The organism is Undibacterium cyanobacteriorum, assembly GCF_031326225.1.
GTDB classification, from domain to species: Bacteria; Pseudomonadota; Gammaproteobacteria; order Burkholderiales; family Burkholderiaceae_D; genus Undibacterium; species Undibacterium cyanobacteriorum.
Map to the genome: position 1 here is coordinate 2,989,914 of NZ_CP133720.1, position 26,262 is coordinate 3,016,175.

The following is a 26,262-nucleotide window of genomic DNA, read 5'->3' on the forward strand; positions in this document are numbered from 1 at the left end:
CAACAATTTATTTAGCGCCCTTTTCTCAAGTTCCGATACCGCTCTGCGCGACTCGAAATCGAAGAGATTAACTTCTCAGGGTCGATCGGCTTGGTCAAGAAATCGTCCGCGCCAATTTCCAATGCGCCTAGTTGCTTTTGCATTTCAGTTTCAGAGGACAGAAACACGATCGGTATATCGAGATAGTGATTGTTCTGTCGAATGACCTTGGCCATCTCTATCCCGTTACATTGCGGCATATGAAGATCCGTCAATACCAACTCGGGTTTAAATTTTTTCATCGCATCCAGAATTTGGCTGGGATCCATAATCGCTTTAACGTGCATCCCTGCACTGCTCAGCACAGCGTCGAAAAAACTGAGGAAAAAATCATCGTCGTCAACCACCAGAATGCGATAAGAGCGAACCGTATTTTTGGCGATCTTTTCGCTGATTCTTGCACTTAATGCTTGTACATCGAGCGGTTTAATAAAATATCCCTCTGCTCCTTCGCGCACGGCCGCTAAGCGATCTTCAAACACATCTTGCGACGAAATGTATATCGCCGGAAAGGTCGTAACAACGCGCATTGACATCGCTTGTCGTGCACGCTTACCGTCTTCAGAGTCAATATCCAAGACAACGGCCTGCGGAGCACGTATCAAAATGGCGGAACGAAATTCATCGAGATCACTAAAGCCTACGACCTCATGATCATAAAACCGGAGTGCTGTCGATAGCTCGCTACTAAAAGTCGAATCGGCAGAAAAAACATACACTAGGTCGAAATATTTACCTGTACTGTCGTCCATGGTCTCATCCATCATATTAATGTTATTCGACTCCAAAAAATCTAAAAATCCCCCTCAACTTTTTCACAAAATTGAGGCCTTCAATCATTGCGCCGCTATCTCGCCCCATAACTGGCGCATCGTGAAACGAATTGGTACTTGATCGCGGTGGAGTACTTCACGAATAGCGTGTAGTGGTTTCTGCGTATCCCGTTTGATGGGCATCGTGAGTGGTGCACCGCGTGGTCCAATCAGAGAATGTACATAGGGTGTCGTGGTCGTTGCTCCCTTGCTGGTTACCACACCAATTTCACCATTTTCCAACTTCACAAATGTGCCGATTGGGTAGGTTCCAAGTTCCCGAATAAACAAGGTGACTAACATCAAATCGACCGTGGTCTTGCCTCCTATCAGGATATCGCGCAATGCTGCATTCGGCAGTAAGGACTTACGATAACTTCGGGCGCAAACCCTCGCGCAATAACGATCCGCAATGGAAATGATTTTGGCATTTTGAGGCGTTTCAGGACCACGTTTCTTCAAGGGATAACCTGACCCATCTTCATTCTCGTGATGAGCTAAGATCCAACTCAGCCACGCCTCGTCCTTGACACCGGCGGCCATCAGTTGCTCCACCGTCTCTTGTGGGTGCCGATAAATCAATTCTTGTTCTTCGGCGCTCAAACCATCGCTTTTTTCTTGCAACCGTTCTTGTTGGCGCAGCATACTCAAGTTCATGGTCAACGCCGCTGCGGCTAACATCGTAATTTCTTCTTCAGATTTCTTAAGTGCGCGCGCGATGACGATCGCGACGATGGCGGTATCAACACAGTGGCGTGCTGAGTAGTTACCCTCCTGATGCAAAAGGATGCAACCAAGAGCGACATCGGTGTCCAAGAAGGTGGCCACCACGATTTGTTTGGCTAAGGCCAAGAATTTACTGCGTGCCTCGGTTTCAGCAACTAGGTTATAAGACAAAGTACGGAGGTCGGCGCGAACATCGGTAACGATCCTAACCACCGATGGTAACTCAACGACTTTAGGGATTTTTTTATCGCGTGACGATTGATCCAGCTTATCGCTGTCGACGTACAGTCCACGCTCAATTAACACTTCGACTTGATGGCTACTATTCACAACAAAGCCTTTGCGCAACAAAAGATTTCCATCATTGCCATAGATGTCCCATTGCAAGGGCTGACCTAGCACAATATCCGACATGGAAATACGTTTGTTTGACATGCAACACCTCTAGAAAAGACACGGGATCTCATCAACAATAGGTAAAGCGCAGCTCGAAACTTTATGCTTCTATCCTATCAGAGTATTGCCAAAAAGCATGCTTTTATTCAGCGCTGCCTCAGAAGTTTGCATTTAACTGACGCTTTTGTCGCAAAAACGCAGACATTTTATGGGAAATTAGAGTCGTACAAAGACCTTGCACATTCGCAAAACTAGCATGAGCAATCCGATCAGTCCGGTAAAACAAGCGGCGAATGCAAACGATGCGAACTCCAGGCTAGTGTAAGCACCAATACCCTCAGCAAACCAAGTGGGGTAAAAGTGACTCATTGCGTTGGTCAATGCCAATACACAACTGGCAATCCAAGCTAAGGCATAAGCTAAGACAGCATTACGACCAAAACTGACTCCGACTGGTGGCAGTTTCCAATAGTCGATCAGTCCGTAAAAAATAGCGATGAATAAGAAAGCCCACGCACTAGTCCAACAGACAAACGATGACGTCCAAAGCTGCTTATTCCAAGGCATCACCATCTGCCATACAAAACCTAACACCGCGAGAATGATCGCGGCCAAAACGAGTCCCCGCCAATTCCTACTACGTAAAAGGCGTGCGGCGAACACCCCCAGCATCACACTCGCAATTGACGGAATCGTTGAGAGCAAACCTTCTGGTTCTTGCGCCCGCAGACTGAGTGGGTCAAATTGATATGCCAATGAGCCGAGAACCCAGGTATCAAGTCGATCGGCTAAATTGTGATGCGGCTCATATCCACCACTCACACTCATCAGAGCACAATAAAAAATCAAGATCATCCCCGCAACGACCACAATGCGAACCGTACTCCGCAATAGCACGACTAGCGTAGCCGCCATGCCGAAGCAAATTCCTATTCGTTGCAACACTCCCATTAATCGAAATTGGCGATCTGGAATGAAGTACATGGCAATCACATGCAAAACAATGCCAAGGATAAAGATTCGAAAAGCACGTCGCCACGCGGCAGCAATTAATGAACTCGATGACGTTCCTTCCATCATTTTTGGAAAGTAAGCAAAGTCGAGCGAAACACCGACGATAACTAAAAAAAATGGGAAGATAAAATCAGCAGGCGTACAGCCATGCCAACTCGCATGCTCTAACCAAGGGTAAACGTAGGACCAGTCTCCCGCATTATTGACGAGTAACATCGCTGCGACCGTTAATCCACGGAAGACGTCGATGGAATCAAATCGTTGGCTTGTCATACAGTCCTTGAGTCATGTATATAAAATTCGATGCGTTGATCACACTCGAAAATCCTGCAATTAAAAATCAACCTTGAGTGAACAATATGATCGCAAAATTCATAATCATTTATCAATACCACTAATACAAAAACACAGCATACAAAAATTCCTGCTTGCCATTCTTGAGAATTAATACTTTGCGATATCGTTCCCAATAGTATCAATTCGTGAATAGGAAAACCACTCAGGCCACAAATCGTTGTATATTGGTACTTAAGTGGCATTAATTTAGCAAAACCAGTTGACCCAAAAAAATCAGACATGTAAGGTTACAAGCGGTGCGTTTTTTTCAGTATCGAGGACACCTCGATGCACAAGATTTCGCTTAAGGCCAACGCCATTTCTTTGTGAGAATTGTCCAGTATGTCCAATCCATCATCGCCAGTACGATCACCATTTCTGTGGATTCCGTCCTTATATTTTGCCCAGGGCCTACCCTTTTTTGCGGTCAATACCTTGGTCCTCTACATGTATAAAAGTCTTGGTTATGAAAACAGTACCATCACCTTTTGGACAGGCTTGGTTGGTTTTGTATGGGTCTTCAAACCATTGTGGAGTCCGTTTCTCGAACTTGTGCAAAGCAAAAAATTCGTCATCATCATGTTTCAAATGATCGGTGGTGTGAGTTTAGGACTACTTGCTTCTAGCCTTCATCTCCCAAGCTTTTTCGCGGTATCAATCGCCATGCTATTCGTCGCTGCAGTTGCGGCAGCGACCCATGACATTGCCGCCGATGGCCTTTACATTGAAACCTTAGATTCGGTCCAACAAGCGAAGTTTGTTGGTTGGATGGGCGCTGCATTCAATATCGCACGGGTTTTCTCAACGGGAGCCTTGGTGTCGCTCGCAGGTTATCTCGAGAAAAGCATGACAGCTGTAACGGCTTGGTCCTACGTATATGGAATCGCCGGCGCTATCCTCATTCTCATCGCTCTCTATCACACATGGTCGCTACCGGATGTCCGCACTGAACGTAGTACCAAAACGGCCAGCGAAATCTATCAAACTTTGTCTGAAGTTATCGTTGAATTTTTCAAGAAGCCCGGCATTTGGTTGTCAATTCTTTTCATCCTATTATTCCGTGCTGCCGAAGGTCAAATCCAAACTATTGGCCCACTCTTCCTAAAAGAAGCGCGTGCCAGCGGTGGCTTAGGATTAGATAATGCGGTCATCGGTTCACTCTATGGGGTGATCGGCTCTCTGTGCTTCATTGCGGGTAGCCTACTTGGTGGTTACTTCACTGCCAAACTTTCATTGAAAAAAGCCCTACCTTGGTTAGTCGTGGTCATGAATCTTCCTAACGTTGTGTTCTGCTTTTTAAGCATGACACAAACCGAAAACTATGTGTTCATTGCGACCTGCTTAGGTATAGAAATGTTTGGCTATGGCTTCGGCTTTGTTGGCCTCATCCTCTATATGATGCAAGTGGTTGCGGTTGGCAAATTCAAAACGGCGCACTATGCGCTGGCAACCGGTGTCATGCAATTAGGTTTAGTGATTCCTAAGATGATCAGCGGCGAAATCCAGACAAAGCTTGGTTACCAAAATTTCTTTATATGGGTGCTGCTTTCCGCAATTCCTGTTTTACTGATGACGCGCTTCCTCAACATTCCTGAAAAGGAAGCGAGTACAAACGCATAAACAATACAGACAATTCCAGCAAGCTTTAGGCAAAAAAAGACCCGCCTCAAACGAGTGCGGGTCTTTTTTTGTTTTGCTTTTGCGTTCCCTTTGCAAGCCTAGACAAGTAAAATCACCCACCACAAATTACCTAAACAATACGGAAGCCGGTGCGATTCAAATTGCAACGAAAAAGCACGCTCTACATTCGCACACCTTGCGCATCAAACACATGGCAATGCTGCGCAGAAAAACGAAGTCCAAAATTTTCACCACGTTGTGGGATAGCTTGTGCATGCGTAGTTTTAATCGCTATCACATGGTGATCAGCAAGAGCCGCATAGACAATGCAGGCATCGCCAAGATGTTCGACAAACTGGCACTGTGCTGGGACAGCACCAATTTCATCAAGAGAACACACACTGATATGTTCGGCTCGACAACCTAAAGTATAAGTGTTGCCAAGCTTGATCTCACGTGCAAAACGTTCACTTGGGATCTCAATATGCGCACCAGTTTTCAGCTTAAAACTAACTTGCTTAGTCGCATAAAGATTGGCGTCAACGCTAGTAGACGCAACAGCTTCAACCTCGACAAAATTCATTTTTGGGGAACCTAAAAATCCAGCGACAAACATATTCGCTGGTTTTTCATAGAGCTCTAAAGGCTGTCCGATTTGTTCAATGTGGCCGCCGTTGAAAACCACAATACGATGTCCCAAAGTCATTGCCTCGACTTGGTCATGGGTGACGTAGATCATCGTGGTTTTGAGTTCCTGATGGAGGCGACTCAACTCAATTCGCATTTGCACGCGCAAGCTTGCATCTAGATTCGATAAGGGCTCGTCAAATAAAAACAAACGTGGTTGCCGGACAATGGCGCGACCAATCGCCACGCGTTGACGTTGACCGCCCGACAAATCTTTGGGCTTACGCTGCAAAAGATGTTCGATTTGCAGTATGGAGGCGGCCTTCGATACCGCTGCCTCAATTTCCGTTTTGCCTTTGCCAGCCATCCGCAAACTGAATGCCATATTCTCATACACATTCATATGCGGATACAGCGCATAGGACTGGAACACCATCGCCAATCCACGCTTGGCGGGTGGTACATGATTCGCCAGCTCACCCTCCAAGAACAACTCACCCGAGCTAATCTCTTCTAGACCGGCGATCATGCGCAATAGGGTCGATTTGCCGCACCCAGAAGGGCCGACAAACACCATGAACTCGCCCTCTTCGATGGCCAGATCAATGCCACGTATCACTTCCGTGCCATCGGCATACGATTTACGAATTTGCTGCAAACGAACTTGCGTCATGATCTTAGTTTTGCCGTTCGAATTGCGGTACTGGGATTTGTCCAGTCGCTTGCACTTCATCGCGTAACCAGGCTTCCACTGCCTCAATCGCGGGCGGTGCAAAACCATAGGTGATCAAAGCTGGCGCAGCAATATCAAGGCACTGAAATGGATTCCACAGAACCAAATGCAAATCTGGCTTCCATGTTTCGCGGGCGTGTTGGTTGTAACGAATGCGCACTGTCGATGCCAAGATGACGAATCGTCCATCTTGCGGGACTGCATTCCAATCAAAGGTATTGGCATCGCTAAAGGTGGTCACCTCGACGTCAAACACGCGACGCAACATGGCCGCCACTTTATCGGCTGAAATACCTGCCTCGGAAACTCCATCACTCACCACATCAGCACTTATCACCAAACGTACCCGACTACCGGCGGCAGGTTTGCTTGGATTGCAATACGGCGTCAATCCGGCTTTCCAAGCACGCGCCATCAAGGCACGATCGGCAACGTCCTGCTCCTCAGTATAGGCTTTCGGCGCGCAAGGATAATCATTCGCGAGTTTGCGGATGCGTTTCAATTTCTTTTGCAATAGCTCATAGGGAATCTGCCCTTGTTCGATCGCATCGGTCAAGGCCTCTAAGGTTTCCAGTTGCGTCTCGCGAGTACCGAGGGCCATCACCATATCAGCTCCGGCAGCCAGCGCACGTACTGCCGCATTACCAACGCCATAGCGGCCTGCGATTGCATGCATGTCCATCCCATCGGTGATCACCACGCCGTGATAATTCCATTCATCGCGCAAGATGCCGGTCAAAATCTTTGGAGACATAGTGGCTGGATTTTCCGCATCCAATTGTGGATACACGATGTGCGCAGTCATCATCGCCGGCGCATGTTTCGCCGCTGCTTGGAAAGGTGCTAACTCAAGTGCATCCAATTGTGCACGTGATTTATTAACTTCGGGGAGATCACGATGCGAATCAACATGGGTGTCACCATGCCCCGGGAAATGCTTGACGCAGCAAGCCACGCCTTCCGACAAACTACCCTCCATCCACGCACTGGCGAGGCGTACCGCTTTGGCTGGCTCCGCACCGAATGAGCGTTCAGAAATCACAGGATTGTTGACGTTATTGTTCAAATCGAGCACTGGTGCAAAATTCCAGTTGAAGCCCAAGGATTTCACACTTCGCGCAACCGCTGCGCCAACTTCTCGTGCTAAGTCCAAATCATCACTAGCACCGAGGGACATTGCTGCAGGCGGTTGTGGTACCCAAGTTGAACGGACCACGGCACCACCTTCTTGATCGATCCCGATCAGGGCTTCTGGTCCCATCACTGCACGTAAATCTGCTGTGAATTGACTCAGTTGTTCTTGGTCGACCATGTTCTGGCGAAATAGGCAGATCGCACGAATATGATGTTCACGCAGGTAGTCCGCAACCTCTGCTTCTAAACGGGTGCCCGGCATGCGAATCATAATCGACTGTCCTGCAATCTTACGCGCTTCTTCTCTGCTAATAATGGTCTGATTCATACGATTTCTTTCACTCTTTCTGCACTATCCAAACTGACTAATAACTCTCACTGATACGCTAATTCGCTTGACACGCTCACTATTTATTTTACCGCGCCATCCATGCCACGCATGAAGAAACGCTGCGTCAACAGGAAAGCAAGCAAGATTGGTGCGACCGTCAAAATTGTTCCCGCAGCGATCACCCGCGTGCTGCTGCCATAGGTTCCTCGCAAATACAAAACACCCGCGGAGAGCGGGAAATCCTCAGGCTTGCTCAACACGATCGATGGCCAAATGTATTCGTTCCACGCTTCGACCGCCGACAAAATCCCCACCGTCGCCAACCACGGCGTAATCAAGGGCAGCACGATGCGCCAAAAAATGGTCCATTCAGAGGCCCCATCAACACGCGCTGCATCAAGCAAATCTTGTGGAACCTCGTCGAAGGCTTGTTTAAGCAAAAGAATCGACACAGCGTTCACCACATTTGGCAACACCACTGCAGTATAGGAATTCACCAAACCCAACTGTGTCATCGTAATAAAATTCACGAGGAAATTCACTTCGGATGGCAACACCATCGTCGCCAAAATCAAGCCGAACACTAAGCGCTGGCCCGTGAATTTCATGCGCGACAAAGGATAAGCCGCCAAGGAACAAAACAACAACTTCCACAGCACTGTCATGAGCGTGATGATGATGGAATTTTTGTAAAAGTCCGCAATCGGAATGACTCTAAATACTTCGGCAAAGTTTTCTAAACTGACGCCTTGTGGCACGAAGCTCGGGGGAAATTCAAACACATTCCCTTCAGTCGACAATGCCACCACCAAGGTCCACCAAAAAGGAAAAATGCAAAGCAAAGCCAAAGCGAACAGGATCGCATAATGTAGGCTCAGCTTCAGCACTTTATTGATTGGTGAATTCATTTGTTTTTTCTTCTGCCATGCGGCTCAATTACCGATGTCGAGGTCGAAGATAGCGCAAACACAGCGCAGCGATCGCCATACACACTAAGGACACAACAAAACTCGCCGCTAATCCGCGCGGCAATTTCAAATGTTTCAAACCTTGATCGTAAGCGTAATACAGCGCCGTAAATGTCGAATTCATCGGGCCGCCTTGCGTCAACACATCGACTTCTTGATAGGCTTTCAAGGCCGCCAACACCGACATGATGCTGCACACCGAAATCGTCGGCATCAACATCGGGACTGTGATCTTCCAAAACCGTTGCCACGCATTCGCACCATCCAGCGTGGCTGCTTCTTGCATCTCGCTCGGAATCGATTGCAAAGCCGCCAGATACATCACCATATACCAACCGAGGCCACGCCATAACGACACAAACATAACCGCAAACAAGGCGATACTATCGTCCGACAACCACGCCACTGGAGCATTAATCGCGTGCAGTTTCAGTAAGATGTAATTCAATGCACCTTGGTCATGAAACATGAAGCCCCACATAATGCCGACCACGGAAACGGTCGTCACCACGGGCACATAGTAAGCGACACGAAACAAGCGCATCCCCGGCAATTGGTGATTCACCAAAACCGCCAAACTAATCGCACATATTTGTATGCACGGCACAATCAGGAGAAACAAGATCGAGTTCTTGAGTCCCGTCAAAAACATATCGTTATTGAATATGTAGATGTAATTCGCCAATCCACGCCAATGGGTTTCGCGCACCAAACTGTAATCAGTGAAGCTCAGATACGATCCATAGAGTACAGGCCAAAAACCGAACAAGGCCAAAATCAATAAGGCAGGAAGTAGGAATAAATAAGCGCTGAGCTGATGTCGGCGAAAGAAAGCGAACCTTGATTTCATCGCATTTGCTCCGCCAATTTTTTATTCCAAATCGCGACTGCTTCATCCATCGCTGATTTCGTATCGCGTTTGCCTGTCACACTGGCTTCCACTGCCTTCACTAGGAATCGACGTAACTCGTCATAATCATCAATACCAGCCACGTACAAACTACGCGAAAACTCCATCGCATTGGCGGCGACAGCTTGCGCCTTTTCTGCAGCGCCAAAGCTTACTGGTCGATCCGATGCTGAAGTCTTCGAACGCACATCGGCGGTCGTTTGCGTCAAGCTCTGAAAATAAGGATTAGCCAAAGCCTGCTTCGTAGTTGGCATGACGTTGGCCATTTTGGCAAACGCTAACTGATTTGCATCATTCGTGAGATACAAGGCGAATTCAGCAACCGCCGGTAATTGTTCGCGAGGGACGCCTTTAGGAATCGCGAAATTGAACATCCATCCACCATCAGCAATGCCGGTCGGGCCGATGGGCGCAGGAAAAATATCGGTGCGTTCGTAGATGAGTTTTGAATCCGCTTGTATGCGTCGCAGAGCAGTTGGTGCAGAGACCATCATACCCAAGCGACCGCCGAGGTAGGCATCAATTACAGCGGGGAAATTATCTTCTGCGAATAGCTTGTCTTTCAAGAAACCATTCGCTTGATAGGTCACTTTTAATTTTTCGATCAGCGCCAGATGGGCTGGCGAATTAAACACCGCTTTGCCATTGCGTATCAAAGGCAAACCCTCTTGCATCATGAAACCATCGATCTTACCCAAAGCGGGTGCATAACCGGCCTTACCCGTTTTGGCATAAATTTGACGCGCATAGGCCAGCAAATCATCCATGCTTTTAGGTGCTTGTTCGAGTCCTGCAGCACGCAGAATGTCGCGATTGTAAGCCACCACATTCACATTACTGTAATGCGGAAACGCATAAATTTTGCCGTTAAAACGCACGTCATTTAAAGCACCGCTCGTATAGGGATTGATTGGTGGCATCAAGTGATCGACTGGCTGCAATAATCCATCTCGCGCCATTTCTTCAGCCCAAGGAACACTCAAATTCACTAAGGCGGGTGGCGTTCCGGCAGCGATTGCTGTGATCAATTTAAGTTGCAGAATATCCCAAGGAAAGTCGACCCATTCCACTTGCACGTGTGGATGACTGGCCTCGTAGCGTTGGACTAGCTCACGGAAATAAGGAATGAATTTGGGTTTCAGACTCATGGTCCAAAACTCAATTTTTTGTTTAGCAGGATGAGTTTGATTTGCCGCCGGCGCAGACGACATTTCAGGTAAGGATTGCGCGCGAACGCTTAGCGAAAAAAGCGCTTGTACCAAAACGACGCCGCTAAGCCCGAAGAGCAAACCTACCCATCGAAAAAGCAACAGCCGATTCATTTTGCGCTTTCTATCTCTCTACAAATACCGCTACATCAATCTAACCAGAGGTCCTCAAAAAATAAGCCTGATGGGTACCGGCCCCACACTTTCCCCATCAGGCGAAGGACACACTAGTTAGTCTTTGTCACTTTACTCAAGTGACGTGGTTTGTCTGGATCAAGGCCGCGCGCCACGGACAAATGCGCCGCCATCACATAGAAAGACTGAATTGCAGCGATAGGATCGAGATCCGGCGTTGCGGTCGTTGCCAAAGTCAGATTACGCTCTTTCACATCGTCTGGTGCAGCCAACAAAACATTCGCACCACGACCACGCATTTCTTCAGCAAGGGCGATTAAGCCCGCTTGCGCTGGGCCACGGGTCGCGAAAATCAATAATGGATAACCATCGTCAATCAAGGCCATTGGTCCGTGCTTAATTTCCGCACCACTAAATGCTTCAGCTTGAATGACGGAGGTCTCTTTAAACTTCAGTGCAGATTCGAGGGCAACTGAGAAACTGATACCACGTCCCACCACCATGATGCGTTCCGCTGGCACCAGCACGTCCAAGGCATTCGACCAATCGATCTTGGTAGCAGCTTCTAGCGTTTGCGGTAGGTCTTGGATTGCTGCGAGAAAACTCGCGTCGTTTTGCCAATGACCTGCTAAGCGCGCACCCGCCACCATCGACGTAATAAAGCTCTTGGTCGCCGCCACACTCAATTCTGGTCCTGCATGCAAAGGCATGGTCCATTGCGCTGCATTAGCGAGCGGTGAACTTGCGTCGTTCACTAAAGCGACGGTTGAAGCGCCGCCCTCACGGAAAAAGCGAATTGGTTCGACCACGTCTGGACTTTGGCCAGACTGCGAAATAGCGATCGCAAGCGCATTACGCACATGTAAAGGCGCACTATTCAAGGTCACCAAGGACATCGGCAATGAAGCCACGATATGGCCGAGGCGCGACATGATCAGATAAGCGGCATAATTCGCCGCGTGATCAGAACTACCACGTGCAATGGTGACGACAGAAGACGGCGGCGTCGCTCTAAGGTACTTACCTAGTTCGACTAAACGTTCAGTATCGTGGGCTAATTGGGCTGCAACAAATTCACCAGACGAACATGCTTCCTTAAGCATCTTTGAGCTCAATTTTCTCTCCTTCTATATAAACAGCGATCAGATTTAGTTCACGATCAAGAACTACGAGGTCGGCATAAGCATCGGCCTGCAAACGTCCGCGATCAGATAAACCTAAAAAATCTGCTGCGTAAGTAGAAACACGCTTTGAAGCATCGTCCAGTTCTAAACCAATTTTGACTAAATTGCGTAATGCCTGATCCATGGTCAAGGTGCTACCGGCCAAAGTTCCATCAGCCAAACGTACACCACCCAAACATTTATGCACAACTTGGCGACCTAACATGTATTCGCCATCTGGCATACCAGAGGCAGAGGTCGAATCGGTGACGCAATACAGTTTAGGAATCGCACGCAAAGCGGTCTTAATTGCACCGGCATGCACATGTAAAAGATCAGGAATAATTTCTGCATAGGTCGCGTGTGCCAGAGCAGCACCAACCATTCCTGGTGCTCTGTGATCCAAGCGCGACATCGCGTTATAGAGGTGAGTAAAACTAGTGGCGCCATTCTCCATCGCGGCGACACCATCTTCATAAGTTCCTAAAGTATGCCCGAGTTGAACGCGCATACCGAGCGCCGTCAACTGACTCACGATTGCCAAATTGCCTTCAACTTCAGGCGCCAAGGTGATCAGTTTGATCGGTGCAATGGCATTGAGTTTTTTGACTTGTTCTAAGGAGCCTGCATGAGCGAAATCTGGTTGTGCGCCAAGCTTACCAGGGTTGATATAAGGCCCTTCCAAATGCACGCCCAACACACGCGCAGCACCAGACTGTCGTTGACCGCACACGGTCGAGAGTGCCTGCAGCGCCATTTCCAAATCTGACATTGGCGCCGTCATGGTGGTCGCCAACATGCTCGTGGTTCCATGCCGCGCATGCATACGCGAAATGACCTTAATTGCCTCACCGCCTTCCATAGTGTCCTTACCGCCCGCACCATGTACATGAAGATCGATAAAGCCAGGCAAGATATAGCAATCAGCATTCGCGTTCGGGTCACTTACTTCACCCTGAATGGCGCGAATCTTGTCAGCAAAATTAATTGAACCACGCACCCAACCTTGGGCGGTCAAAATATTTCCGCTGAGCTCTTGCATCACTTGCCCTTGTTCGGTCATCTAAACAACTCCACGACAAAATCATAATAATCGCTGCGGCAGTATGAATGCGTTAACTCCACCGCGGCGCCACTCGCCAAATAACCAACACGCGTAATCAACAGCATTGCAGTACCCTGCTTCAAACCAATCAACTTGGCTTGCTCAGCCGTCGCGCTAACCGCTCGAATATGCTGCAAAGCACGGGTCGGCGCGACATTGTTCATTTCCAGATGGCCGTACAGACTATCTGTGACCAATTTAGGATTGGGCAAATAGACATTAGGAATCGTCGAGCTTTCAATCGCCATAACAACGTTATCTGCCGTACGCAAACGCTTCAAACGCGATACCACGGCATGCGGCGACAAACCTAATGAAAGAATTTCTTCCGGTGACGCCACTCCAGTATCGCGCGACAACCATTGCGAACCAGGCATAAATCCACGTTGACGCAACTCTTCGCTGAAGTTCGTCAAGCGAGACAAAGGCTGTTCCAGCTTCGGCGTAATGTAAGTTCCAGAACCATGTTTGCGTGTCAGCAATCCACGTTCGCACAGCATCTCGATGGCTTTACGTGCAGTGACGCGCGAAATGTTCAAAGTTTCGGCCAGCATACGCTCGGAGGGCAAAGCCTCATCTGGTTGCCAATAACCGTTATGAATTCCATTTGCTAACTTATTCGCCAACTGCAAATACAGAGGGGTGGAGCTATCTCCATCCGGTTTAAAATCAAGAAGTTGAGCCAACATAATTCCTTATTCCTTCAGACAAGTGCGTTGAACTACGATTTCAACAATTGGCTTTTGACCAAAATGAGGGCACCTAGAGCGGAATCACCTTTTGGTTTGGTGACACGATGTAACAAGGATTCTGGCAAATACAACCAGACCACTTCAGCAAGACCACCGCATAGTGCGATCGGTATCGTACCAGAGGGATCGAGGGCATTCGCCATTTTTTCCACTTCAATACCAGCTTCTTTTAAAATATTTTTCGCTTTGCCACTTTTTTCAGCAAATTCGACCACGATTGGCGCCAACTGAGCGAACTTTGTTTGCGTCGCGCCCGCTAACCAAGCAAACACGGCATCTTTGCTTCCACCACAAAATTCAAGCAAGGACTGCGCAAACATATCCATCTGCGCACGTCCATCCAAAGCATGCTGAAGATGATTTACCGCCCGCAAGCCCATCCAAGCGCCGCTCGCCTCATCACTCGAGGGGAAGCCCCAACCACCAACCTCGCGACGGTTCCCTGCTGCATCCATCACTTCACCAACGCTACCTGTGCCGAGTGCAATAATCGCTCCTGCTTTGCCTCCGTGCGCCCCCAATAAGGTGGTGCCTGCATCGGTCTCGATGGCCAACCTGCCGAAACCAGGATTAGCGGCTTTGAATTCCTCGGCCCATTGCCGATTATTAACGCCAGCCAAACCACAACCTACAGCAATCACTTCCAACGCTGGACGAACCATGCCGATGCTTGCAAAGGCCATGTTGATCGCTTCCAAAATAGCAGACCACGCTTGGTTTGCCCCGTGCATCAGACCAGATGGACCAGCTGAACCACGCGCCAGCTCTTTCCCCTCACGATCCATGAGAATCACGCGAGTTCCCGTTCCACCACCATCGACGCCGATCAAATATTGGTATTGCATTGGTTCCAATTCACTTACTTCTTAGGTTTTACCGACTTATTGCAGATCTGATTTCATAGCATTATCTGAGTCAAAAATGAACATCTACTCAGTGCGCTAATCACACTACCACTTTATGTGCTTCTAAAGTGGATGTCAATAGGTATTTAAGTGGTATCTAATATTTTTTTGAGCTTGTTGCGTACGTGTATCGAAGCTACGCAGCAAACCCATTGGTTTTAACCCTTGGCAAACAGTGCTCAAAGATCAAAATCAAGAGATTCGCGTCGAAAAAAAAGTGACGAAGCAGCCCCTGCCCCGTCACTTCCATGATCCCTACCGAGGACTCACAAAGAACTACACTGTGAGTCCACTCTGCATTACATCTTCACGCGCAGTGTCAGGTAGTACTGACGACCACTTTGATAGATGGAGCGTGGTTGATCATTGTTCAAAGCAAAGTATTTCAACTTCGGATTGTTCAAGTTATGCGCATCGAGGGACAAGGCAAAATTCTCATTGATCTTGTAGCCGAACGATGCAGACAAAGAACCTGTCGCTGCCTGAGAGAACGCTGTTTCGCGATCCAAACCACTGTAGAACGCTGAACGGTAGCTATAAGACAAACGTGCATTGAACGTATCGTCTTCATAGTAACCACTCAAGTTGTATGTGTTTTTGGATGCGCCAACAACTTCTTGATCTTTCGCATCTTTAGCATCTGCATAGGTGTAATTTGCAGCGATACCGAAGTTGTTCAAGATTGGCTGTTCCCATGCCAACTCAAAGCCTTTCACTTTCGCGCTTGAATTGACTGGCACACTCAATACGTAAGGTACCATCGCGCCTTGTGGAATCGCAGAACTTGAAGTCAAGTAGCTACGTGTGATCTGACCAATACCAACATAGCTTGTCAAATCCATGTAGTACACGCTACCAGACAACAATGCGCGTGGAGCATAGTAGTATTCCAGAGAGAAATCGAGGTTGTTGGAGCGAATTGGCTTCAAGTTTGGATTCGCACCGCTACCACTACCTGTACCTGTCGCAGTCGATGGTGGACTCAAGCTAATTGCACTTGCCAACGCACCGAAGTCTGGACGCGTCATAGTTTTGGATGCTGCAATACGTGCCACCAAATCTTTTTGCAGATCAAAACGGAAGTTCGCGCTTGGCAAAACATCGTTGTATGTATTGTCTGTCGTTTCGAAGTGGAAAGTACCGAAAGCTGATGACACTTGACGAGCGCCTGGACCAGTCAATGCAGAAGTCACACTTTCTTTCGTTTGCACCACACGCACACCGATGTTACCGCTCCAGCCTTCACCTTCCAAATTACCTTGAACATAGAAAGCATTGACGTTTTCTTTCAGAGCAAATTGTGTGGAGTAGTCGAGACGTGAACCATCTGCGTCGCGGTTGGAGTACTTATTAAACTCAGCCAATTGCGCTGGTGTGTAGTACCAAATACCTTGTGGGAATGCGCCACCCAAACCAGAACCATAGTTAGATGGATACACGCTTACAGAAGAGGGGAACTTGCTTGGATCATTCTGCGCAACTGTACCAACTGGGCACCATGTCGCTTGCGACCAATCCCATGGTGCTTGCAAACCACTGGAATTCTTACAACCAGGACCTTGCCCCAATGCTGCGCCGCTATCACGTTTGTGTTCTGTACTACGAACACCAAATTTCACGGAAGACAAAGCACCACTATCTACGCGATATTCGCCATCCAACTTCGCCCATGATTCTTGATCATTCACTACAGTATTTTGGTAACCGAAAACCCAGCCCAAAGATTGTGGTGTGCGGCTTGAATAATTCGTATTACCCAAGCTCCAATCTGCAGCACGATCCACACCATTGATGTTGTAGCTGGCGCCAGAACCTACACCGACGTTCCATTCAGCGACGTCTTGCGTTGGTGTCTTACCTTTTGCTTTAGATGTACCAAGTTGACCATTCAATTTCAGATCAGAATTGACTTTCCAAGTTGCGTCTGCACTGAAGAAGTTCACTTCGGAGCCAGCGTCTGGACGAGAAATTTGATCGTACACGCCATACGTTGTGCCAGATACTGGTTTGAAGTTTGCATTGACCAAAGTCTTCACGCCGTTGATCGTCGATACGCGATAGCCTGCTTCTGGTGCTTGACCATTGCCGCCATCGATGAAGTGGGAACCCCACAACATGTAGTTACGGTTGTAGTTAGCAGCGTCCAAAGTAGAGCTAAAACCACTCAAAACAACGTCAAATTCTTTGCTTGGTTTGAATTGTGCGCTAACCAAACCACCAGTACGGTGACGCGTTTGTTCAAACAAAGCTGCACCCATCAAACTTGGATAGTATGCACCAGCCAAATCTGGATTCGTTTTCGCCATTGGGCTATTCGCACCAATTTGAGACCAACCCAAAATTTCTTGACCATCACGACGCAGGCTACGTTTTTCGGAGAAGGCTTGAACCATCAAACCCATTGTGCCTTCATCATTTTTCCAGTTCACCAAACCTGAAAATTGCGGATCTGATTTGCCTGGCAAATCAGCATAAACCACACCCAAAGACGCTTCGGCAGTCAATTGCTTTTTGAATTCCAATGGCTTACGTGTGATCACATTGATCGAGCCAGCAACACCACCCTCAACCAAACTTGCTTGCGATGTCTTATTTACTTCGATACGGCCAACCAATTCAGAAGGCAACAAAGTATAGGAAATAGAACGACCAACACCCGGACCGGATTGATTCAAAACGAACCAATCACCCGCCGCCATGTTATGACCGTTGATCAAAGTTTGAGTCAAGCTCGGATTGGTACCACGCATACTCACGCGGTCGTTTTCATCGAAGCCACCCTCGTTACCAGATGCAGAACTTGTCGTTACACCAGATACGCGCTGCAAAGAGTCAGCCACGTTTTTGTCCGGCATTTTGCCGATATCTTCCGCTGTAATCACCTCAACGTGAGATTCAGCATTGCGTTTTTGATTCAACGACTGCTGCATTGCTGCACGCACACCGGTCACGATAATTTGCTGCGGCTCTTCCTTCAGCCCTTTTTTCGTATCGGCTTCTTGTGCCTGCGCAGACATCGCTGCAGTAATCATCAAAACCGTCACAGCAGAGGCGATCGGTGTCAGACTAGGCTTCAAATTACTTTTCATTTATTCCCCCAAGACTTCCTTAAAAAACGTTCAATGCTCGGCAACTCAAATTCTCAGCCACCTTGCGCTATTTACCACTTTTTAGAAAAACAAGAGTTTGATTGTGCGACGCTAATTAACCGAAGACTTTATTTTCACTAGCGATTCGCACGCACAAACCAAACTTACGAACTAATACGCATTTGCTGCGACTTCGAAATTTCCCCCCACAGGAATATTCACTTCATCGCATCTCTAACTTCGAGACCAAATGCAAGCCAAACATATAAACTTTCGAAGAGTCTTCACTTTAGAGTCGCTAATACCAACTGTCAAGCGGTATTCATGTGGTATTAGTTTTATTTGATTGGTATTACAACCATTTTTAAATTGGTATGCGAATCAAATTCAACAGTGGATCGATAAGCTTTTGATTTTCCTTATCTTTCCTTGTGAATCCATGTGTGAAAACAGCACTGGTATGTTGATCCAAGTCAACATACCATTCGCAAAAAAGCCACACCACTTTTACATAGGGTATATATACCAGTCAAATTCAGTGGTCTTATTAGCTATTATTTAAAAAAACATAAGTTTTTCAAAGAAAAAACTTCCGATTCGCCACTCGACGAAAAAATGTTTGAGGATCACAATACCTATGAGACTTCGATAAAGACTTCGATAAAGACTCCGAGAAGATAATCACTATAAGACTATCATTTAGGACACTATATTTTTAGGTCACTATGCCCCTGCATTACCTTGCCAAACTCAGCTCACCAGAACGCGATCACCGCACCAATCTGCATTTAGGAATCGTATTGTGTTGGATCGCTGGAGCACTCAATGCCGGCGGATTCCTCGCCGTCGGTCAATACACTTCACACATGACCGGCATCATCTCGACAGCGGCCGATGATCTTGTACTCAATCGTTTTATTCCCGCACTCGCTGCACTATTGATGTTGTGCGCATTTATTGCTGGCGCCGCCTGCACGGCCTTGTGGATCAACTTTGCACGGCGAAATGCTTATACTTTCCATTACTCACCCGTGCTTTTTATGGAATCAATACTGTTGCTGATGTTTGGATTTTTGGGACGAGGCTTAATTGAACATGCGTTCGCGACAGTCTCGCTGATTACCGTGATTTTGTGCTTCACGATGGGACTACAAAATGCGCTGATCACTAAAATATCGCATGCCGAAATTCGAACCACACACGTAACAGGCTTAGTCACGGATGTCGGCATTGAAATCGGCAAGCTCATCTACTGGAACTACGATCAAAAGCAGAATGAACACAGTATGGTGCGCGCGAATCGAGAAAAATTGCGTCTTCACTGCACACTCGTTTTTGCGTTTTTTGCGGGTGGAGTTGCCGGTGCTGCGGGCTTTAAATACCTGGGATTTATCTCTACCGTACCACTCGCCCTTCTATTGGTCATACTCGGTCTAGCACCATTGATTGATAAAAAAAAGCACCGTCACGAGGACGGTGCTTAATATGTGGGTCGTGAAGCCAGACGACTTCATGATGAATGCTAACTCATCGTTCCACTATTCTTATTGCTTGATCGCTTTCAAGTATTCTGCGCCTGAACCAAAGCCGATTGGCGAGTTCGCTGCCATCCAAGCAAACACGGTATAAGCGGCAGTCGCCTGATTAATGCGTGCTGGTTCGATCTTATCGAAGGTATCGTCTGGCGTATGGTGCAAATCGAAATAATCATCGGTTTTTAGAGTCAATCCAAAACTCGCAACGCCGAGAGCTCTGAGGCCTCCCATATCTGGACCAGGGTACGCATTATTACCACCAGCGGCGATGCCAAGCGGCGCCAAAACATTATGCATTTGTTTGACTATACCAAAAGCCTCTGGGCGCACGAAAGACGACATTTGGGTGACAGGACCTTGACCAGAATCTGCCTCTGAAGCAGCTTGAATTGCAGCCAGCTGCTTTTCATGAGCTTGCGCATAGGCTTTGCCACCGAATAATCCTTGCTCTTCATTGGCGAACAAAACGACACGAATACTGCGCTTCGGTTTTAAACCGTGACGTTTAATAAACTCTGCAGCGGCCATCGTGATCGCACACCCTGCGCCGTCATCAATCGCACCAGTACCGAGATCCCAAGAATCTAAATGACCACCAATCAAGACGTATTCATTCGGCAATTCAGATCCGGTAATCTCACCGATCACGTTATAAGAAGTGTAGGTTGATGCGGCGGCAGAACTCAATTGCAATTTCACGGTCACCGGCTTGCCACGTTTCAGCATACGCACCACCATGTCAGCATCGGAATTCGACATCGCTGCCGCTGGAATCTTGCTAACACCGTCGTCATAGTTCATCACTCCAGTATGTGGGAAACGATGACTATCTGTGCCCACAGAACGGATGATGATGGCAACCGCCCCTTTGCGAGCCGCTTCCGAAGCGCCTTTCGTGCGTCCAGCTTGTACTGCGCCATATTCGGAAGCATTTTGCATTTTGTGATTAATGAAAACGATCTTCCCCTTGACCGAATCAGGTGCCGCTGACATCAGTTCTTTCAGGCTCGCGAATTGCACCAGCTCGGCACTCAAACCGTCTGCAGGCGTTGCCACACTATTCCCCAAAGCGGTTACCAATAAAGGCTGGGGGAAAGGTGCAATAATTTCCGCCTTTTCAATTCCGCGTTGCCAAGTTGGGAAGCTCACAGGCTCCTTCCAAACTTTATCAAATCCCAATTCTTTGAATTTGGCTTCAGCCCAAGCGACTGCTCGTGCATCTGCTGGGCTCCCCGCCAAGCGCGGCCCAACTTCGGTTGTGAGTGACTCGAGAATGCGGTAACTCGCATTGTCAGCGCGTGCTGCGTCGCGCAACCATGCCGCGGTCTGCAACTCCTTTTCCGAGAAGATCGTGGTATCACTCGTTTTCTCTGCAGCGTTGCTCGACACTGCGTAAGTACTGCCTGCGACCATCGCTATCAATGCGAAAGCGCGCAACGCCATTTTGGATTTACTGAACATCCCAACTCCTCACAAATACTGAAATCGTCAACACAAAAACATGCACAATGTTTTTTACTCTTTATCATTACCTTCAGCCATTTACTTTTGCCAGATTCAGATCCGATCACTCAGATTCACTAACAATTCGCAAAATGAAGCGCACCAAATACCTCCATTTGCTCGACGCTTACGATCATTACAGAACCAAATAAGTACCAAACCAGCACAAAGTAGGTAATCTCTGCAGACCCCGAAAATCATCACAAAGTTCAATTTACCTTGCAAACAACAGTTGGCTTTGTAATGGCAATTCCACTTTACTCGCACCAATTTTGCACTATACTTGACGAGATTGCATTTAGGAAATCTTTTAGAGACTTTTCTCGTCGCTGCACACTTACAAGTCTTCTATAAGATATAATACACAGGTGAAACGCGCTGGAGCTTGAAAGAAGTCTCATCACTTCCACAAACCCAGCAACCATGCGTTAGCGATTCATTATTTACGGCTCACATAGATAGCGCACATGACCGATTCTTCCGACAAACCAAACAAACCCAAGAATGAATTCTTCATTCAAGGTTTGACCAGTGACGGGAAGCAATTTCGCCCGAGTGACTGGGCGGAACGTTTGTGTGGTGCCATGTCGTGTTTTCGTCCTGAAGGCGGACGCAATGCCCACCTCCAGTACTCCCCTTACGTACGTCCGATTCTCCTGAATGGCGTACGTTCAGTCGTGGTCAATGAGGCTTTGCGCGAGATCGAACCACTCGCCTATCATTTTGTCTTGAGCTTCGCCAAGGACAACGACCTGCAGATCATCGACGCATGTCTGCTGCCAGATCCCAAAGATAAGTAAGACTATCCAAAAAGAAAGCCGTTGTGCTCAGTCTAAGATGAATGAGCGAGAGGTGTGATTTCCGTCGAAATTAATGCGTCGCATGATATTGCAGAACATAGACGGCCGCGCCGGCCAAATAGCCAATCAGCGCAAGTAGACTAATTTTGCGCAGGTACCAAGTAAAACTGATCTTCTCCAGCCCCATAGCCGCCACTCCTGCGGCAGAGCCAATGATCAAAATCGAGCCTCCTGTACCTGCACAATAGGCAAGGAACTCCCACAAGAAACTATCGGTCGGGAATTGCTCCATGCTATACATTCCCATCGACGCAGCCACCAAAGGCACGTTATCAACCACTGCGCTCGCCAATCCGATCAGCATCACGATTACGTCTTGTCGTCCCACCGAACGTTCAAGATGATGCGCGAGATCCGCCAACAAATGTGTATGCTCCAACACCGCCACCGCTAACAAAATACCGACGAAGAAAATGATCGACGCCATATCAATGCGGGTCAGTGCACTCACAAGTGTCAGACGCTCTTTGTGGACATCCTCTTTTTCTCGATGAATCAGATCACCAACCAACCATAGAATACCGAGCCCGAATAGAATTCCCATAAAGGGTGGTAAATGGGTAACTGTCTTAAATACCGGCACCAACACCAAAATCGAAAGTCCGAGGTAAAACATCACATTACGCTCGAATGGTCCTGCTTGAATTGAAAGTGCATCAATCGATTGCGGAACTTGCACCGCCTTACCTCTGACCAAATAGGCGCTTACCAAAAGCGGTAACAAGAGACTCACCAAACTCGGCAAGAAAACCGCTTGCATAATCTTTACCGCAGAAATCTGACCACCGATCCATAACATAGTGGTCGTCACATCGCCGATAACGGTCCATGCTCCACCAGAATTGGCGGCAATTACGATTACCCCCGCAAATAGCATTCTGTCTTCGCGCTCTCCTAGTAATTTCCGCATCAATGAAACCATCACGATGGTCGTCGTCAGGTTGTCGAGTATGGCACTCAAAAAGAATGTAACGCCCCCGACTAGCAACATCAGCGAAGACAAACTCTTAGTCTTAATACGAGAAGTGATCACCTCAAAACCATGGTGTGCATCAATCACCTCGACAATCGCCATCGCCCCCATTAAGAAGAAAACGATTTGTGCCGTCGCCATCAAAGAACTTCCAAGCTCATGACTCAATTGATCAGGATTGGTGTGGTACAGGGCATAAACCGTCCACAACAAACCCGCTCCAAGTAATGCGGTCGCAGACTTATTAATCTTGAGCGGATGCTCCATGGCGATCGCGATATAGGTCAGCAAAAAGATCACAATCAAAGTCATCAACATGGGGCGACACCTTCGGCAATAGAATTCAAGATAATTTAAGAGTCTACCGCAGCTCGTTTGCAACAGGAAGCGCTACATCTAGCATAAGCTCTGCCATAATCAGACCTCTTTTCTTGGAGTACTTCATGATCCTTGCTCACATTTCTCAAGAACTTGATCTACCGATGCAAGTTGCGGCGGCGATCGCCCATTTACGGGAAACTGATTACAACAACTTCGAGATTGGTCGACATGAAATCAACGAGCGCATGTTCGCACTGGTGCAAGATCCAACCACACAAGACTGGCAACAGGGTTTCCCAGAGTTCCATCGCAAGCACATCGATGTGCAGTATTTGTTAGAAGGTGAGGAATTGATCGGTTATTTACCGGCCGCGCCACACTACGAAATACGTCAGGACTTTCTCGAACAAAGAGACATTGCGTTCACAAGCACGCAAGTCAATGAAACGCAGCTCTTTCTGACGCCCGGCATGTACGCTGTGTTCTTCCCCGGTGAATTGCATCGTCCCTGCCGGTGTGCGTCCATACCGCAAAAAATCAAAAAAGTTGTCATCAAAATCCGAGTCGACTTGAACATTTAAGGCAGTTCTTCAAAACTAGCGAGCTTGAAATGATCTGAAGTAAATCGAGCAATTCGATCACTCTTTTTCGCAATCAGTACCCTCATTACAACTTTCCATCACATCGTACTAACAAGGAAAAGCAAGTCAGTTTATGCTTATCGAGTAATTTCGCTGCGCCGGCCCCGTTCCGGCCTGCTTTCATTCACCATTCACATGGAGCCCATCGAATGCAACTCCCCACTTTCCCAGTCAAATCCATCCTCGCATCGAGTATCGCTGCGGGTTTATTCACCTGTTTTTCTCTTTCTGCTTTTGCAGACACGCAAACAACTAAATTTCTGATCTTCCTCGAAAATGGCAAACAGGCTGGTGAGCAAGTCGTGCAGCGTCAAGACGACGGACTCACCAAAGTCAGTTTCATCTTCAAAGACAATGGTCGCGGACCCGAACTGAAAGAAGAATTTCGCGTGGGCGCCGATGGCTTAGTATCCGAATTCAAAGTCACCGGAACGTCGACCTTTGGCGCCCCCATTAACGAAAACTTCCGCCGTATAGGTAACCAAGCAGAGTGGCATTCAACCTCGGAAAAAGGTAGCAAACAAGTTGAAGGCTCTGCGCTTTACATTCCGCTCAACAGTTCATTTGAAACGGGATCGATCGCGGTCTCGGCATTGGCGGCACGTAATGGAGCACCGCTACCACTATTACCAACAGGCTCACTATCACAAACCAAAATTGCTGAGTTAGAAGTAAGTAATGGCAAAAGCAAGCAAGTGGTACAGCTCCTCGCACAAACTGGCATTGGACTGTCTCCAAGTTTTTTATGGGCGACCACCGGCGAAAAACCACGTCTATTCGCTGTCATTGCACCAGGCTACATGAAAGCGATTGAAGAAGGTTGGGAAGCCAACGGCGATGCGATGGCGAACATACAGAAAGGCGCCGAAGCGAAAGTTTTGAAAGATTGGGCGCAGAAGTTACAACATCCATTAAAGGGTCTCACCGTGATCAAGAACGCACGCGTTTTTGACAGCGACAAAGCAACAGTTGGAGCGCCCTCTGATGTTTATGTTCTACGTGGTCGTATCGCTGCGATCTTACCCGCTGGCTCACCAATTCGCGGTGCTAATCAGGAACTCGATGCCGCTGGTCGCATCCTCGTACCTGGGCTGTTTGATATGCATGGACACGTTGGTCGATGGGACGGTGGTCTGAATATCGCCGCCGGTGTCACCACTGTGCGCGATTTGGGTAACGAAAACGCTCAAGTACAAGCGATCATTGATGAGGTCGCCGAAGGTAGCTTATTGAGCCCACAGATCGTTCCAACCGGGTTTCTCGAGGGTGAAAGCCCCTACTCGGCCAATAATGGTTTTGTAGTGAAAGACTTGGCTGGCGCAAAAAATGCGATTGATTGGTATGCGCAACATGGCTATCCACAGTTGAAAATCTATAACTCTTTCCCGAAAGCGATCTTGAAGGAAACAGTGGCGTACGCACATTCGCGCGGCATGCGCGTGTCGGGACATATTCCGGTGGGTTTGCGGGCCTTTGAAGCGATCGAGGCCGGTTACGATGAAATTCAGCATATCAACCAAATCATGTTGAACTTCCTTGCCACGCCAGAAACTGATACGCGCACCTTGGATCGGTTTAATTTACCCGCCAAGAAAACGGTCGAGATCGACTTTAATTCGCCTAAGGTCAAAGCCTTTATCAAAACTCTCAAAGACAAGAAAATCGCACTCGATCCTACGCTAGCGACCTTTGCGTTCTTAAAACAAAAGGACGGTGACGTCAATGAACCATTTGCTTCGATTGCCAGCCATATGCCGCCCGATGTGAGTCGCAGTTTCTCGGTTGGCAGTATGAAAATCGAAGATGATGCTGCCCTCAAAAAACATGAACAATCTTACGCAAAGATGGTTGAGTTTGTCGGCAAGGTTTATAAAGAGGGTGTGCCGATTGTCGCAGGCACAGATGAGTTAGCTGGCTTCACATTACATTCAGAGCTGGCGATGTTAGTCAAAGCAGGCTTAACGCCAGCGCAGGCCTTGCAAATTGCGACTAAAAATGGTGCGATCTATACGCGAACAGAAGCGGACCGCGGCTCAATTAAAGTCGGCAAGCTAGCGGATCTGGTGTTAGTGGATGGAGACCCTACCAAGAATATTGAAGATATTCGAAAAGTGTCATTGGTCATCACCCGCGGTTACTTGATGTATCCAGAAGAAATCCATCGAACCATGGGGATTGTTCCATTCACGAGCAAGGCGCCTCAATTAGTACCACTGGCACCAGTCTCGTCGAATAAAGCAGTGGGCATCAATGAAGCGTTGCTCGGTCGCTATTTCAACACAGCGAAGAAACACTAAAATCTCATCTCTTACATTGCAAATGCTCAGGTTTGCCTATTCGATTGCAACGAGAAGTATGCACTGAACACTGAGCACTGAGCACTGAGCATCAAACAAAAAGCCACACCGAATTGCACTTTCGGTGTG

Annotated in this window: 20 protein-coding genes; 5 read left to right on the forward strand and 15 right to left on the reverse strand. The window is 47.8% G+C overall.

Annotated features, from left to right (window positions below):
• Positions 1 to 11 precede the first annotated feature (11 nt).
• The 3 genes from RF679_RS12540 to RF679_RS12550 all read right to left on the reverse strand — a co-directional run bounded on the left by RF679_RS12540 (position 12) and on the right by RF679_RS12550 (position 3,260).
• Positions 12 to 791 (reverse strand): response regulator, encoded by a 780-nt coding sequence (locus tag RF679_RS12540; protein ID WP_309480970.1) that lies wholly within the window; start codon positions 789 to 791, stop codon positions 12 to 14.
• An 84-nt stretch (positions 792 to 875) separates the two neighbouring features.
• Positions 876 to 2,012, reverse strand: a complete 1,137-nt coding sequence (locus RF679_RS12545; protein ID WP_309480971.1) for an HD-GYP domain-containing protein — start codon at positions 2,010 to 2,012, stop codon at positions 876 to 878.
• 177 nt (positions 2,013 to 2,189) lie between these two features.
• Positions 2,190 to 3,260, reverse strand: coding sequence for an acyltransferase family protein (locus tag RF679_RS12550; protein ID WP_309480972.1), 1,071 nt, complete (start codon positions 3,258 to 3,260; stop codon positions 2,190 to 2,192).
• Between the two features lie 405 nt (positions 3,261 to 3,665).
• Here RF679_RS12550 and RF679_RS12555 point away from each other — a divergent pair, with 405 nt between their 5' ends.
• Positions 3,666 to 4,943 (forward strand): MFS transporter, encoded by a 1,278-nt coding sequence (locus RF679_RS12555; protein ID WP_309480973.1) that lies wholly within the window; start codon positions 3,666 to 3,668, stop codon positions 4,941 to 4,943.
• A 181-nt stretch (positions 4,944 to 5,124) separates the two neighbouring features.
• Here RF679_RS12555 and RF679_RS12560 read toward each other — a convergent pair whose 3' ends face one another.
• From RF679_RS12560 to RF679_RS12605, 10 genes are all read right to left on the reverse strand, one after another.
• Entirely contained in the window at positions 5,125 to 6,243 is a 1,119-nt protein-coding gene (locus RF679_RS12560; protein WP_309480974.1) for an ABC transporter ATP-binding protein, read from the reverse strand.
• Between the two features lie 4 nt (positions 6,244 to 6,247).
• Positions 6,248 to 7,765 carry a beta-N-acetylhexosaminidase gene (gene nagZ, locus RF679_RS12565; protein ID WP_309480975.1) on the reverse strand — a complete coding sequence of 506 codons (1,518 nt, stop codon included), beginning with the start codon at positions 7,763 to 7,765 and terminating at the stop codon, positions 6,248 to 6,250.
• Positions 7,766 to 7,848: 83 nt separating this feature from the next.
• Positions 7,849 to 8,676, reverse strand: a complete 828-nt coding sequence (locus tag RF679_RS12570; RefSeq protein ID WP_309480976.1) for a carbohydrate ABC transporter permease — start codon at positions 8,674 to 8,676, stop codon at positions 7,849 to 7,851.
• 28 nt (positions 8,677 to 8,704) lie between these two features.
• Positions 8,705 to 9,586, reverse strand: a complete 882-nt coding sequence (locus RF679_RS12575; protein ID WP_309480977.1) for a carbohydrate ABC transporter permease — start codon at positions 9,584 to 9,586, stop codon at positions 8,705 to 8,707.
• Positions 9,583 to 10,794: an ABC transporter substrate-binding protein gene (locus tag RF679_RS12580; RefSeq protein ID WP_309480978.1), complete on the reverse strand. Its 1,212-nt coding sequence runs from the start codon at positions 10,792 to 10,794 to the stop codon at positions 9,583 to 9,585. The genes RF679_RS12575 and RF679_RS12580 overlap by 4 nt, the downstream gene beginning before the upstream one ends.
• Positions 10,795 to 11,081: 287 nt before the next feature.
• Positions 11,082 to 12,092, reverse strand: coding sequence for an SIS domain-containing protein (locus tag RF679_RS12585; RefSeq protein WP_309484016.1), 1,011 nt, complete (start codon positions 12,090 to 12,092; stop codon positions 11,082 to 11,084).
• Positions 12,085 to 13,215 carry an N-acetylglucosamine-6-phosphate deacetylase gene (gene nagA / locus RF679_RS12590; protein ID WP_309480979.1) on the reverse strand — a complete coding sequence of 377 codons (1,131 nt, stop codon included), beginning with the start codon at positions 13,213 to 13,215 and terminating at the stop codon, positions 12,085 to 12,087. The genes RF679_RS12585 and nagA overlap by 8 nt, the downstream gene beginning before the upstream one ends.
• On the reverse strand, positions 13,212 to 13,946 hold the full coding sequence (locus RF679_RS12595; protein WP_309480980.1) for a GntR family transcriptional regulator: 735 nt from the start codon (positions 13,944 to 13,946) through the stop codon (positions 13,212 to 13,214). The genes nagA and RF679_RS12595 overlap by 4 nt, the downstream gene beginning before the upstream one ends.
• Positions 13,947 to 13,978: 32 nt before the next feature.
• On the reverse strand, positions 13,979 to 14,854 hold the full coding sequence (locus RF679_RS12600; protein ID WP_309480981.1) for a glucosamine kinase nucleotide-binding domain-containing protein: 876 nt from the start codon (positions 14,852 to 14,854) through the stop codon (positions 13,979 to 13,981).
• A gap of 359 nt (positions 14,855 to 15,213) precedes the next feature.
• Positions 15,214 to 18,003, reverse strand: a complete 2,790-nt coding sequence (locus tag RF679_RS12605) for a TonB-dependent receptor (protein ID WP_309480982.1) — start codon at positions 18,001 to 18,003, stop codon at positions 15,214 to 15,216.
• A 725-nt stretch (positions 18,004 to 18,728) separates the two neighbouring features.
• Between RF679_RS12605 and RF679_RS12610 the strand changes: the two genes are divergently transcribed.
• On the forward strand, positions 18,729 to 19,487 hold the full coding sequence (locus RF679_RS12610; protein WP_309480983.1) for a YoaK family protein: 759 nt from the start codon (positions 18,729 to 18,731) through the stop codon (positions 19,485 to 19,487).
• Between the two features lie 60 nt (positions 19,488 to 19,547).
• On the opposite strand, the gene RF679_RS12615 is transcribed toward RF679_RS12610, so the two are convergent.
• A complete protein-coding gene (locus RF679_RS12615) occupies positions 19,548 to 20,999 on the reverse strand; it encodes a M20/M25/M40 family metallo-hydrolase (protein WP_309480984.1) in 1,452 nt (483 codons plus the stop codon).
• 509 nt (positions 21,000 to 21,508) lie between these two features.
• Between RF679_RS12615 and RF679_RS12620 the strand changes: the two genes are divergently transcribed.
• A complete protein-coding gene (locus tag RF679_RS12620) occupies positions 21,509 to 21,841 on the forward strand; it encodes a DUF3579 domain-containing protein (protein WP_309480985.1) in 333 nt (110 codons plus the stop codon).
• A gap of 70 nt (positions 21,842 to 21,911) precedes the next feature.
• Here RF679_RS12620 and nhaD read toward each other — a convergent pair whose 3' ends face one another.
• Positions 21,912 to 23,192 (reverse strand): sodium:proton antiporter NhaD, encoded by a 1,281-nt coding sequence (gene nhaD, locus RF679_RS12625; protein WP_309480986.1) that lies wholly within the window; start codon positions 23,190 to 23,192, stop codon positions 21,912 to 21,914.
• A gap of 125 nt (positions 23,193 to 23,317) precedes the next feature.
• On the opposite strand from nhaD, the gene RF679_RS12630 reads away from it, so the two are divergent.
• Entirely contained in the window at positions 23,318 to 23,776 is a 459-nt protein-coding gene (locus tag RF679_RS12630) for a NanQ anomerase/TabA/YiaL family protein (protein WP_309480987.1), read from the forward strand.
• 209 nt (positions 23,777 to 23,985) lie between these two features.
• On the forward strand, positions 23,986 to 26,133 hold the full coding sequence (locus RF679_RS12635) for an amidohydrolase family protein (protein WP_309480988.1): 2,148 nt from the start codon (positions 23,986 to 23,988) through the stop codon (positions 26,131 to 26,133).
• Positions 26,134 to 26,262 lie beyond the last annotated feature (129 nt).